Source organism: Micromonospora sp. NBC_01740 (assembly GCF_035920365.1).
Taxonomy (GTDB): Bacteria; Actinomycetota; Actinomycetes; order Mycobacteriales; family Micromonosporaceae; genus Micromonospora; species Micromonospora reichwaldensis.
In genome coordinates this window covers 1263539-1276636 of record NZ_CP109150.1, presented here as the reverse complement: position 1 = coordinate 1276636, position 13098 = coordinate 1263539, and the positions used below count along the sequence as shown (strand labels likewise).

Below are 13098 nucleotides of genomic sequence, written 5' to 3'. Positions count from 1 at the left end.
CGACGATGAAACATGCCATGCGCCGCCTACGAACGGCGGCGGTCGCGCTGGGCGCCTGCACACTCGGGCTGAGTCTGATGTCGGCACCCGCCGCCGAGGCGTACTCGGTGCAACCTCTCGCGCCGCAATCCGAACGGGCACCCGAATCGGAGCAGTTCTCGGCCGAGGGCGTCACCACGGTCGGTGAACTCCGCACCGTCGCCGGCACGCTCTCCTCCGCCGGCGACGGCCGGACGCAGGTCATCCGGCACCCCGGCGCGTCGTACGTCAAGGTGCACTTCAGCGCGCTGCGGCTGGCCCACGGCGACTACGTCACCGTGGCGAGCCCCGACGGCCGGGAGAGCTACCGGTACGACCGCTACCTGAACCGGGCGACCGGCGCGGACTACACCACCGACGGACAGCCGGGCTTCTGGGCGATGTCGGTGGAGGGCGACACCGCGGTGGTGACGATGCACAGCAGCCGCGCCTCCCGTGGCAACGTCGCGACCATCGACCGGTTCTGGCGCGGCTACGACCGCGCGGAGATCGCGCAGCACAACTTCTCCACGCAGTCCGTGTGCAGCACCGACGCCCGCCGCGACGTGGTCTGCTACCAGAACAGCCACCCCACCGAGTACGCCCGTGGCAGGGCGGTGGCGCGGCTGCTGATCAGCGGCGGCGGTATGTGCACCACCTGGCGGGTCGGCAACACCAACCGCATGCTGACCAACAAGCACTGCTTCTCGACGCAGGCCGCCGTCACCGGCAGCGAGATGCAGTTCAACTACCAGTGCGCCACCTGCGGCGGCTCGAACCCCGGCGCCGGCACCAAGGTGAGCGGGGCGACCCTCTACAAGGTGAGCAGCGGCGGCTCCAGTGAGTTGGACTACGCCCTGTACTCGGTGAACAACTTCACCAGCATCCAGAGCTTCGGCACGCTGTACCTGGCGACGACCGCCACCACCACCGGCACGCGGATGTACATCCCGGGGCACGGCGACGGCAGCCCGAAGCGACTGTCGATCTTCGAGGACACCCAGAACGGTGCGAACTGCACCGTGAAGAACGCGAACTACAACGCCTCGAACATCAGCTACAGCTGCGACACCTCCGGCGGCAACTCGGGCTCGCCGGTGCTGAACGCCAGCCACCGGGTGATCGCCCTGCACCACCTCGGCGGCTGCCCGTCGAACCAGGGCGCGAAGGCGCACCTGATCTACAACCAGATCGCCAGCCTGATCGACAACAACGGCTGACGACGACTGACGGCGGGCCGTCGGGGTGCGACACGCACCCCGGCGGCCCGTCCGCGCGCTCGCTCATCGCCCCCGGCACGCGCCGCGCTCGCGCCCGGACCTCAGGGGTGGGTGCCACGGTGCGTGACCATGGGTGACGACACTGGCGCGCGCTGCCTATCCTCGCGGCCATGGGAGCTGTCAAGCCGTGGCACGTGTTCGTCCTGACGATCTGCTGCCTCCTGCCGGCCGTGGCGGCGATCGTCGGCGGGATCCTGGCGACCCGCCGGTCGCGCGATCGGCGCTGAGCGGCCCGACGCGGTGCGGCGGCCTCAGCCCCCGCCCGGTGACGGCACACCCAGACCCGGGCGGGGCCGGTCGCGCGACCACGGGCGACACGTCAGGCCGGCACCGGTTGGTCGAACTGGGTGCGGTACAGCTCGGCGTACCGGCCGCCCCGGGCCAGCAGGTCGGGGTGCCGGCCGCGTTCCACGATCCGGCCCTGTTCGAGCACCAGGATCTGGTCGGCGGAGCGGATCGTGGAGAGCCGGTGCGCGATGACCACGCTGGTCCGCCCGGTCAACGCCTCACCCAGCGCCGCCTGCACCGCCGCCTCGGACGTCGAGTCGAGGTGTGCGGTGGCCTCGTCGAGGATCACCACACGCGGGCGGGAGAGCAGCAGCCGGGCGATGGTGAGCCGCTGACGTTCGCCGCCGGAGAGGCGGTATCCCCGCTCGCCCACGACCGTCTCCAGGCCGTCCGGCAGCGAGCGGATCAGGTCGGCCAGCCGCGCGCGACGCAGCACGTCCCACAGGTCGTCCTCGTTGGCGTCCGGTCGGGCGTAGAGCAGGTTGGCGCGGATCGTGTCGTGCAGCAGGTGACCGTCCTGGGTGACCACCCCGAGGGCGTCTCTTACCGAGTCGCCGGTCAGGTCGCGGACGTCGCGCCCGGCGAGCCGGACGGCGCCGTCCTCCACGTCGTACAGGCGCGGCAACAGTTGCGCGATGGTGGACTTGCCCGCGCCCGACGAGCCGACCAGGGCGATCATCTGTCCGGGCTCGGCGCGGAACGAGATCCCGTGCAGCACCTCCTCGCCGCCGCGGGTGTCGAGCTTCGCCACGTCCTCGAGCGAGGCCAGGGAGACCTTGTCGGCCGACGGGTACCCGAAGCGGACGTCGTCGAACTCCACCGCCACCGGTCCGTCGGGCAGCGGCCGGGCGTCCGGCTTGTCCTCGATCATCGGCTTGAGGTCCAGGATCTCGAAGACCCGCTCGAAGCTGACCAGCGCGCTCATGATCTCCACCCGCGCGCTGGCGAGCGAGGTCAGCGGCGCGTACAGGCGCGACAGCAGCAGGGCGAGCGCGACGACCGCGCCGGCGTCGAGCTGCCCGCCGATGGCGTACACGCCGCCCAGGCCGTACACCAGGGCCAGCGCGAGGGAACCGACCACCGTGAGGGCCGTGATGAAGACGGTCTGCAACATGGCGGTACGCACGCCGATGTCGCGCACGCGCCGCGCGCGGGCGGCGAACTCGGCGGACTCCTCCGCCGGCCGCCCGTAGAGCTTCACCAGGGTGGCGCCGGGCGCGGAGAACTTCTCGGTCATCCGGGTGCTCATCGCCGCGTTCAGGTCGGCCGCCTCCCGTTCGAGCCGGGCGAGCTTCCGGCCCATCCGCCGCGCGGGCAGCACGAAGATCGGCAGCAGCACCAGCGCCAGCAGGGTGATCTGCCAGGAGAAGGTCAGCATCACCGCGAGCGTCAGCAGCAGCGTCACGGCGTTGCCGACCACGCCCGAGAGCGTGTCGCTGAACGCCTGCTGCGCCCCGATCACGTCGTTGTTGAGGCGCGAGACCAGGGCGCCGGTGCGGGTCCGGGTGAAGAACGCGACGGGCATCCGCTGCACGTGGTCGAAGACGGCGGTCCGCAGGTCGAGGATCAGGCCCTCGCCGATCCGCGCCGACTGGTAGCGGGTGAGCAGCCCCAGCCCGGCCTCGGCGAGCGCGATCAGGGCGATCGCCACGGCCAGCCGCACCACCGTCGCCGTGTCGGTGCCGGAGACGATCGCGTCGACCACCCGCCCGGCCAGCACCGGCGCGGCGACGGTCAGCACCGCGGCCACGACGCTGCCCGCCAGGAACCACGCGAGCAGGCGGCGGTGCGGGCGGGCGAAGCCGCCGATCCGCCTCAGGGTCGCCTTCGAGAAGGGCCGCTGGTCACGCTGATGCATCGCGTGGTGCAGGGACATCCACGCGGTGACTTCCATGCTCATGCCGCGAACCTAGGACCTGCAGCGCGGTTGAGGTCAAGCGAATTCGTCCCCTGTGGAATGCGGGAGCGCGGGACGGTCGGAGGGGCGCGTCCCTCCGACACTCCGCGGCGGCGGTGTCCGTCCGCTCGCGGACGCCGCCACACTGAGATACTCTCCGTGCTGCTTCAGTCACGATGTCGTCGTTCGAAGGGGAACCCATGGTGAACCGTGAGCCGGTCGCGGAACCGTCCTTTGCCAGCGAAGGCTCCAAGCCGATGCCCTGGTCGCAGGCGCGTGAGCGGCTGACGGAGGCGGGCGAGTTCTTCCTGTGCACGGTCCGGCCGGACGGCCGGCCGCACGCCGTGCCGCTGCTGGCCATGTGGCTCGACCAGAGCATGTACTTCTGCTCCAGCGAGACCGCCCACAAGGTCGACAACCTGGCCACCAACCCGCACTGCGTCCTCACCGTCGCCAGTCCGGAGCTGGACCTCTCGATCGAGGGCACGGCATCCCGGGTCAGCGACTCGGCGACGCTCAAGCGCGTCGCCGAGGCGTACGGGGAGAAGTACGGCTGGGAGGTGACTCCGGTCGACGGTGGGATCGACGGCGACGGGATCGGTCCGTCGCCGTACCTCGTGTACGAGGTGACCCCGGCCAAGGTCATCGGCATGGACAAGGGTTCCGGCTTCAGCGCGACCCGGTGGCGGTTCGACTGAGCACGCCGGCCGGGGGTGTCAGCTGAGCGCCGAGGCGTGCCGGGCGGGGGGTGCGGTGCAGCCACCAGTAGGCGATGGCGAGGTTCACCAGCACGCTGAGCCACCCGCCCGCCTCGGCGGCGACGACCGGGTTCATGGACAGCCCGGTCAGCGCGCTGAACAGGAAGATCACCCGTCCCCACATGGTCTGCAGGGCGAAGGCGAAGCTGTAGACCATCCACTTCCGGTGCTCGGCGTAGCGGCGCTGACGGGCCGCGCGGAATCCGAGCACCGTCGTGGCGATCCATCCCACGGAGGCCAGCGCGCTGCCGAGCAGCCCGTTCGGCGCCGCGGCGAACGGCATGAGGACGAGCGCGAGCAGCGCGGACGGGATGGCGCCGGCGAAGACGTACAGCCGCCCGCTGAGCCGGTGCACCCTCGGGTACCGCAGGCGCAGCCACGGCCAGGCCTGGAGGCACAACGTCACCAGCGCGATGGTGCCGAAGAGGATGTGCACCACCAGGACGGCGTAGTGCGACGCGAAGCCGTCGTTCAGCACCACCCGTGACTGGTTCGGGTCGAGACCGAGGTACGGCGGCAGGACGAACAGCAGGAAGGCCCCGTTCAGCGCGACCAGTGGCACGATCCACGGTCGTCTCCACCACCGTGCGGACGATCCTCCCGCACCCGCCCTTCTCGCCGGCGGTCGAGACTCTTCGGCCTGCCGCGTCGGGCTGCCGGCCTCCTCCACGTACTGGGTCACGGTTGGATTCCTCCCAGGTCCGGACCGCGCTCTCCGCGCGGGTCTGCCTCGACCCCCATGTGCCGTTTTCACGGTAGAGTCCGACAACCCGTCATATTTCTTTCAAAATGCTGGCCTCGCCATTGGTCCGCTCCGTGCGGCGACGTACGGAGATGGTGTGGTCGACCCGGATTTGGCGATCCCACGGTGCGCCGGCACGCGGCTCGTGGCCGGTCACCCGCACGGGCCGAGGGCCGGCGCGACGGTCCCGGGGCGCGGGCGCGATGCCCCCGGGGCGCGACGCCGCTCGACGTCGGGGCGGGCGGTCGCCGGGTTGGTATCCTTCGCCGTGCCGGCCCACCTGGCCCGGCTCGACCCCGCTCCGCGCGTCACCGATGTCCCGGGGCCGGCCGTCGGCGACACCGAGCAGCTCAGCACAGTCGAGAGCCGAGGCGATGATGACCACCTTCAGTTGGTCGGAACTTCGGCGCGATCCCATCCACGAGGACGACCACCTGCTCGTGCTCGACAAGCCGCCGGGCATCTCCGTGATGGGCGAGCGGCACGCCGAGTCCCTGACCGACCTGGCCGCCGCCGCCGGGGAGCCGGTGCACTGGGTGCACCGCATCGACAAGGTCACCTCGGGGCTGCTGCTGCTGGCCAGGACGCCGTCGGCGCACGCCTCGCTGACCCGGCAGTTCGCCAACCGGGGCGCCGACAAGCGCTATCTGGCCTGGGTCGAGGGGGCGCGGCTGCCCGAGACCGGCACCATCGACCTGCCGCTGCGGCCGGGCCGCAAGGGCACCATCCGGATCGCGGGCGAGCGCGATGCCATCCGCTACGACGCCGACCGCCGCCGCTTCGCGCTGCCGGAGTCGGCCGTCGACCGGTCCAAGCCCTCCTACGAGTCCCGTACCGACTTCGCCACGGCGCTGGTGAGCGGCGACCGTACGCTGCTGGTGCTCAAGCCGGTCACCGGCCGGCGTCACCAGATCCGCGTCCACCTGGCGTGGCTCGGCTTCCCGATCGTCGGCGACCCGCTGTTCCACCGCGGGCAGGCGGACCAGCGGACGTACCTGCACTCGTGGGGCTGCGAGATCACCTGCGACTGGCGGGACGAGCCGCGTACCCGGTTCTGGGCCCCGCCGGGCGAGGAGTTCCTCGACGTCTTCGCCGACGGCCGGAAGCCCCGGCTCGACGACGCCCTCGACGCGCTGACCGCCTGACCGTCCGACCCCCGCCACCGGCGTCCCCGGTCGAAGCGGCCGCCGGAAGTTCCAGCGGCGGCAGACCGGCGGTGTCGTTTCCGACAGATCCGGCCCCTTGTTCCCGCTCGGCATAGCGGCGCGGCGGGCCCGACCATTAGGCTCGATTGTTGAGTGGAGCCGTCCGACATCGTCTCTACTCGATGCCGGGTTGCGAGTATTGGCTGGTAGCGGCACCGAAGGGCAGGACGGAGTGACCCGAGACGGCGAGCCAGGGGCCGACTTCGCCGAACGCGAGGACAGCAGACGCGTGGCGTACGAGGTGACCGGCGCGCCCGACGGCTTCCCCGTCTTCCTGCTCCACGGCACGCCCGGCAGCCGACGTGGCCCCAAGCCGCGCGGCATCGTCCTCTACCGCATGGGTGTCCGGCTGATCGCCTACGACCGGCCCGGCTACGGCGACTCCGACCGACGGGAGAACCGCGACGTCGCCGACGCCGCCCGCGACGTCGAGGCGATCGCCGACCACCTGGGCGTGCGGGAGTTCGCGGTCGTCGGACGCTCCGGCGGCGGCCCGCACGCCCTCGCCTGCGCGGCCGATGCCCGCCTGCGCGGCAGGGTGACCCGGGTGGCGGTGCTGGTCAGTCTCGCCCCGTGGAACGCCATCGAGTTGGACTGGGTCGGCGGCATGAACACCGGCAACGTGCGCGGGTTCGGCGCCGGCAGCCCCGACACCGCCGCCGTGGTGGAGGAGATCCGCCAGCGTGCCGAGCGGGCCGCCGCGGACCCACGGCTGCTCCTCGCGGACCTGAGGACGGAGATGAGCGCGGCGGACCGGCGGGCGGTCAACGATCCGGCGCTGCGCCGGCTCATCACCGACACCTACGCGGAGGCGCTCCGCTCCGGGCCGTACGGGTGGATCGACGACGTGCTGGCGTTCCGCCGCCCCTGGGCGTTCGACCTGTCGGCGATCGACACCGCGGCGACGCCGGTCCGGCTGTGGCACGGCGCCGACGACAACTTCGCCCCGGTCAGCCACGGCCGCTGGCTGGCCGCGCAGATGCCCGGCGCCGAGATGGAGGTCCGGCCCGGGGCGGCGCACTTCGACGCGGTTGAGGAGTTGCCGCGCATCCTGCGCTGGCTCGTCGACCCCGACCCCGCGCTGAGCGCCGACCTGCTGATCGGCGCGCGGCCCGGTCAGTAGGGGTGCGGGTCGAGCACCCGCCGCACGTACCGCCCGTCGCGGAGCACCACGACACTGGGGTGGTGCTGCCCGACCCGGTTGGCGAGCCGGTCGGCGATCCGCATCCGCCCGATGCTCACCCGGCCGCCCGACAACGCCTGGTTGACGGTCTCCAGGTTGCCCCGGGCCCGCAACGTGTCGGGGTGCTCGGGCCCGAGCACCTCCGCGAGCTGCTCCACCACGGCCAGCAGCCGGTCGCGTCCCCGCTCCTGCTCCCCGGTGAGGATGGTGAAGACCGCGAGGTTGTTGGCCGCCGCCATGGTGAACGGGTGCCGGTCGCCGAGTGCGGCGAGCATCGCCGCCGCGGCCGCCTCGGTGATCGACAGGCTGGTGCCCGTGTCGCCGGCGTCCCACTGGGCCACGCCCAGGTTGACCCGGCAGACCAGCGAGTACGGGTGGTCGGCGCCGAACGCCTGGACGAACTGCTGCTCCACCTCGACCAGCTCCGCCAGGGCCTGCGTGTTCTGCCCCTGCAACATCAGGTTGGCCGTGCGGCTGAGCCGGCTGAACAGGGTGTCCGGGCTGGTCGGCCCGAGGGTGGCCAGCAGCCGCTGGTAGGTCTCGTCGAGCAACTGGGCCGCCTCGGCGATCTCCCCGGTGCTGCGCAACGACACGGCCAGGTTGGCCTGCGCGGTGAGCAGGTCACGGGACTGCTCGCCGAAGAGGTTCCGGTAGCCGGTCACCACCTCCCGTAGCAGCGCCACGGAACCCTCGTAGTCGCCGGTCTCCCGCAGGTCGCGGGCGAGGTTGTTGGCCGACACCAGGGTGTTCGGGTGCTCCGGCCCGAGGACGACCCGCTGTCGCCGGTTGGTCGCCTGGTCACCCTCGAGCGCCCGGTCGAACATGCCCATCAGCCGGTACGACACGGCCAGGTTGTTCGCCGCGGTCAGGGTCCGCCGGTGATCCTCGCCGAACACCTCGACCGATGCGGCGTACGTCCGCGAGCTGCGCTCCAGGGCCTCCCGGTAGCGGCCCAGGGTGCGCAGGTCCGCCCCGTAACCACCGGCGGTCATCAGCGTGTGCGGGTGGCTGTCGCCGATCAGCTCCTCCTGCTGGTGCAGGGTGTCCTCGTCCAGCCGGAGGGCCTCGTCGAACCGCCCGAGGCTGCGCAGCACGTTCGCCCAGTTGAACCGAAGGTGCAGCAGTTGGACGCGCAGCTTGCGGTGCTCCGTTCCGTCCGGCGGCAACTCCGCCAGCAGCGCCGACCACACGGCCTCGGTCTCCCGCGCGTACCGCTCGCCCTGCTCGTACCCGCCGCTGACGTAGATGTAGCGGACCCGGTCGATGACCAGTTGCCGGACGTCGTCGTCCCGGCAGGAGATCGCGTCGGAGCCGTCGAGGTGCGGCCAGAGCATCCGGAACCGTTGCCGGTTCGCCGGGTCCTCCACCTCACCCGGCGGTCGCGACCCGGCGAGGATCTGGTGCACCTCGTGCTTGGCCGTGACCAACTCGTCGTCGGTCATCCGGGCGCGCAGCGCGGTCTGCAACAGCCGGTGCACCTGCACGCGGTGGGCGTGCGGGTCCAGCTTGATGAGCGCGAGCTTGTTCATCCGCTGCACCAGCGTCGCCGCGATGTCACGCTCGGAGACCCGGTCGGCGACCCGCGCGGCGACGACCGGGTCGTGCGGGGCGATGACCCGCGCCACCCGGTCGCTGTAGAGCAGGTCGAGGGAGATCTCCGGGGCGAGCACCGACGCGAGTTGAAGGAGACGGTACGCCCCCGGGGAACCCTCCCGCAGCCGCTGGAGCGGGAGGTCCCAGACCTCCGTCTCCAGGCCGGTGCGGCGCAGCCCGGCCAGGTAGTCCTCGACCGGTGTGCGGGTGTCGGCCAACCACGCCCCGACCGTCGCGACGAAGATCGGCACGTTCTCCACGGCCTCGGCGACCCGCTCGGCCTCGGCGACGCTCATCAGGTGCTCGCCGAGGCGGGCGCGCAGGTGCGCCACGCTCTCCGCCCGCGCGAACTCGTCGACGTCCACCGCCCGCGCCAGGTCACCCCAGTCCGGGTTGCGGGTGGTGACCAGCACGTGTCCGTTGCCCTGCGGCAGGTAGGGCCGGACGTCCTCGTACTGGTCGGCGTTGTCGAAGATCAGCAGCCAGTGCGGCGGCGGGGTGCCGTCGGGGCGGCGCTCGGTCTGACCCAGCCGCTGCCGCAGGGCGCGGTTGGTCTCCGGGATCGTCGCCTGGCTCGGCAGGCCCAGCTCGTCGCTGAGCTCCGTCATGAGCACGTCGACGAACTGCGGCGGGTCGGCGGCGACCCACCAGATGATGTCGTACGCGCCCCGGAACCGGTGGGCGTACTCGATGGCGAGCTGCGTCTTGCCGAGACCGGGACCGCCCCGCAGGGCGACCGGGGTGCCGCTGCCGCCCGACGCCCTCAGCTCCTCACGGAGCCGGCGCAGCAGGTCCTCGCGCCCGGTGAAGCGGGCGTTGCGGGCCGGCGCGTTGAAGACCGTCGCGCGCACCCCGGGGAAGCGGGCCGGGCGCAGGCCGGCCGCGCCCACCGTGCGTCCCACCAGCTTCAGCAGGTGGGTCGCCGCGTCCTCGGCGGTGAGGTCGTGCACGGCCGTCCAACTGCCGACCGGGACGTCCGGCACGGGCGGGGTGTCGTCGACGTGCACGGCCAGCCAGCTCGGCGCGGCCCGGTCGCCACCGGTGCCGGAGCGGGCACGCCAGGCCGCCAGGTAGGCGCGGGAGACCAGCCGGACCTCGCGGAAGGCCGAGCCCGTCTGCTCGGGTGCCGGCCCGTCCAGGGAAGCGGTGACCACCCGCAGGTCCGCGGAGTTCAGCACGGCCTGCGCCCACTCCGCCCACACCTGGTCCTCGGGCACGTGCCGCAGCAGGATCAGCTCGTCCACGACCGTCGGCTTGCGTTCGAAGCGCTGCACCGTCCGGCGGCGCAGCTGGTCGTCCATCCGGGGCAGACCGGTGATCCTGCCGTTGGTGATGTGGCTGGTCAACGTCTCGTACGCGGACAGCAGGGTGGTGCGCCCGCCCGGCTCGTCGCCGAAGGTCGCCAGCGTCTCCTCGTAGGCGTAGTACGCGCGGTACGGCACCTCGACGGTGAGCCAGTAGGCCTGCCGCTCGCTGTCGGTCATGCCGCCCGGCAGGCCGGCGAACTTCTGCATGGCCAGCGACCGCCCGGCGTCCCGCTTGCCCTTCTCCCCGTCGTCGACCCGCATCGGCACGGGCAGCACCCGCCGCGCCCGACGCCCCTCGTAGTCGCGGACGCGGGCGGCCACCGCCGCGGCGCCGTCGATGCCCTGGTCGCTGAGGGTGAAGCAGTCGACCAGCACGTCGGGCAGGTGGATGGTGCAGATCTCGGCGACGTCGCTGATCCCGGTGCGGCTGTCGATCAGGGCGTAGTCGTAGTGCCGCTTCATGTCCTCGCGCAGCGCGTCGAAGAACTGCGCGCCGCCGAGCCGGTTGTAGAAGTTGTCCCAGTTCAGGCCGGTCACGCTGGTCGCGTAGTCGGGATTGTGCCGGCCGGCCAGGAGCAGGTCGAGGCTGCCGCCGCCGGGGAACTCCCAGCTCACCGAGAACGCGTACCGGTGGACCCGCGCGTACTCCCGGTGCCAGTCGCCGGGCCGGGGGTCGGCGCCGGTCTCCTCGCGCCGGCGGGCGTTCTCCCACTCGTAGTCCAGGATCAGGTCCATGACGCCGCCGGTGGTGGCGACCTGCTCCGCGTCGAGGAACGGGGCGTAGAACCGGTGCAGGCCGGGAGACTCCAGGTCCCAGTCGGCGACGAGCACCCGCTGACCGTTCGCGGCGAGGATCCAGGCGGTGTTGGCCAGCGCCATCGTGCGGCCCGTACCGCCCTTGTAGGAGTAGAAGGTGATGACCTGCCCTTCGCGCGATGGCGTCATCGCTCGTCCTTCCCTCGCGTCGTGTCGAACGGCCGCACCGGCGGCAGGCTCGCGCCGGACCCGGGCGGCCCGTCGAAGGGCCGGGCCGGGCGCAGGCTCGGTCTCGGGGTGACCGGGCCGTCCGGCGGGTCGACCGGACCGTACCGGAGGAACTGCTTGCGGGCCTCGGTCACCAGCAGCGGGGTGCAGCGCTCGAACTCGTCGATCGCGCGTACCGGCATGACCCGGGGGAACCCGGCGGCCTGCAACGCTTCGGAAACCGACTCGGGTGCCGTCGCGCCACGCTCGTGACCGGCGGCGATGACCAGCGGGACGACCCAGCGGGGCAGATCGTCCAGCGCCGAACGGATGGCGGCGGCACCGGTCGCGGCGTCCACCAGCACGACGGTGGGGCTCCGCGGCGCCAGGGCCCGGGCCGCCGCCAGGTCGACGACCCGGGTGGGCAGGCCGAGCCGCTCGGCGGTCGCGGCGACGTGGTCGGCCACGGCCAGCTCGTGCTGCCCTGCGTAGGGCCGCCACCGTGCGTGGTCGGTGAGGGTGGTGACCACCAGCGCCGGGCCGACGCTGTCAGGCACCGGGTGGCTGGACAGCGTCGTCGCCCGGGACCGGGCCAGCGGCTGCGTCTCGGTCACCGTGACGATCTGCTTCGCCAGCGCATCGAGGACCCGCCGGTAGAGGTCGTGGTAGGCGCTGAGCTTGCAGAGGGCGCGCAGGCCGTTCTCGGCGTAGTCGGCCCGGTCGCCGGCGTCCGGAACCAGGTCGAGGGCCCGGGTCGTCTCCGGCCGCTCGCCCCGGGACGGCAGCGGCAGCCACAGCACCGGCACCAGGTGCCGTTCGGCCTGCGCCGGGGTGAGCCGGGTGAGTCGGCTGCGGAACGACTCGCGTTCGCCCAGCGCCCACGCGTTGCGGAAGTAGTTCGGTGAGTGCAGCGGCACGAAGACGTGCGCGAGGCTGAGCGCGTCGGTGAGCGTCTGCCTGAGGTCGGCTCCCGGGTTGACCTGGCCGTCGAAGAAGCCGGCGTCGAGGTCGCGGCTCCTCGTGGCAGCGTGCCGGACGGCGGTGGCCAGGTCGTTGAAGAACCGGTTGACCCAGTAGTCGGTGTCCGGCCGGACACCGGCCGACAGCGGCACCGAGTGGGCGTAGCTCAGGAAGAAGTAGGTCTCCCGGCGGGATGCGCCCCGGGGCGGAACGGGGTCAGACCACGTCATGTCCGCCCTCCTCGAACGTGGTGCGCAACTGCCGCACGTCGGTCGGGACCTGTGCCTGCACCCAGTGCGTCCGATAGGCCCGGGCGACCCGCTGCGCCAGCCGCCAGACCACCGCGTCGTAGGCGGCCTTGCCGGTGTCGCCGAGGCTCAGTAGACCGTAGATGCCCTCTTCGTGGTATTGCGGAGCGATCTCCGGGGGCAGCCGGGTGGGGGTGAACATCTGCCTCCGCGACACGGCCGCCGGCAGCCGGCGACGCTCCACCAGGGACCAGTTGACCGGGATGACCGGCGTCTCCCCCGCCGACGGCTCGGCACCCGGCCGGGTCAGTATCGGCCGGCGGGTGAACGCGTCCCACTCGCGGGCACACCAGTCGCTGTTGAGGTAGTGAGTGGAGATCAACGGGATGAAGACCTGGCAGTGCCCGGCGGCGAAGGCCAGGTCGTCGGTCCATACCTGCCCGCCGTCGAGCATCCGGTCCATGAATCCGGCCGTGCGCCCCGGGCCGAGGCCGAGCAGCTCGACGACATGGTCGGAGAGGTCGACGAAGAGCTGGAAGACCTTCTGGTTGGTGTCCCGGGGCGCCGCGACCTGGTTCTTCTTGTGGGCATAGCTGAGAAAGAACACGGGGGCGCTCTCGTCCTCCCAGAGCGTGCCCTCTGTCAACTGAGGCTCC

General features: G+C 72.1%; 9 protein-coding genes. 4 read left to right on the top strand and 5 right to left on the bottom strand.

Going from position 1 to position 13098, the window contains the following annotated elements; genetic code table 11:
* Window positions 1-5 precede the first annotated feature (5 nt).
* On the top strand, window positions 6-1238 hold the full coding sequence (locus tag OG989_RS06090; RefSeq protein ID WP_151454813.1) for a trypsin-like serine peptidase: 1233 nt from the start codon (window positions 6-8) through the stop codon (window positions 1236-1238).
* Window positions 1239-1617: 379 nt separating this feature from the next.
* Here the strand turns inward: OG989_RS06090 and OG989_RS06085 are convergent, their stop codons facing one another.
* The gene (locus tag OG989_RS06085) at window positions 1618-3486 is read right to left on the bottom strand and encodes an ABC transporter ATP-binding protein (protein WP_327029944.1); all 1869 of its coding nucleotides are present in this window, start codon (window positions 3484-3486) and stop codon (window positions 1618-1620) included.
* A 197-nt stretch (window positions 3487-3683) separates the two neighbouring features.
* Here OG989_RS06085 and OG989_RS06080 point away from each other — a divergent pair, with 197 nt between their 5' ends.
* Entirely contained in the window at window positions 3684-4181 is a 498-nt protein-coding gene (locus OG989_RS06080) for a pyridoxamine 5'-phosphate oxidase family protein (RefSeq protein WP_192581405.1), read from the top strand.
* Here the strand turns inward: OG989_RS06080 and OG989_RS06075 are convergent.
* A complete protein-coding gene (locus OG989_RS06075) occupies window positions 4153-4803 on the bottom strand; it encodes a DUF2306 domain-containing protein (RefSeq protein ID WP_327029943.1) in 651 nt (216 codons plus the stop codon). The genes OG989_RS06080 and OG989_RS06075 overlap by 29 nt on opposite strands.
* 557 nt (window positions 4804-5360) lie before the next feature.
* Here OG989_RS06075 and OG989_RS06070 point away from each other — a divergent pair.
* Together OG989_RS06070 and OG989_RS06065 are read left to right on the top strand one after the other, a co-directional pair.
* Entirely contained in the window at window positions 5361-6128 is a 768-nt protein-coding gene (locus tag OG989_RS06070; RefSeq protein WP_327029942.1) for an RluA family pseudouridine synthase, read from the top strand.
* A 232-nt stretch (window positions 6129-6360) separates the two neighbouring features.
* Window positions 6361-7311, top strand: a complete 951-nt coding sequence (locus OG989_RS06065) for an alpha/beta fold hydrolase (RefSeq protein ID WP_327029941.1) — start codon at window positions 6361-6363, stop codon at window positions 7309-7311.
* On the opposite strand, the gene fxsT is transcribed toward OG989_RS06065, so the two are convergent.
* The 3 genes from fxsT to OG989_RS06050 are packed head-to-tail and all read right to left on the bottom strand — an operon-like array spanning window position 7305 to window position 13088.
* Entirely contained in the window at window positions 7305-11216 is a 3912-nt protein-coding gene (fxsT, locus tag OG989_RS06060) for an FxSxx-COOH system tetratricopeptide repeat protein (RefSeq protein WP_327029940.1), read from the bottom strand. The two genes, OG989_RS06065 and fxsT, sit on opposite strands and share 7 nt — an antisense overlap.
* Complete coding sequence (locus OG989_RS06055) at window positions 11213-12424, bottom strand: TIR-like protein FxsC (protein WP_327029939.1); 1212 nt, start codon at window positions 12422-12424, stop codon at window positions 11213-11215. The genes fxsT and OG989_RS06055 overlap by 4 nt, the downstream gene beginning before the upstream one ends.
* A complete protein-coding gene (locus tag OG989_RS06050; RefSeq protein WP_151454819.1) occupies window positions 12411-13088 on the bottom strand; it encodes a TIR-like protein FxsC in 678 nt (225 codons plus the stop codon). Before OG989_RS06050 ends, OG989_RS06055 begins: the two co-directional genes overlap by 14 nt.
* Window positions 13089-13098 lie beyond the last annotated feature (10 nt).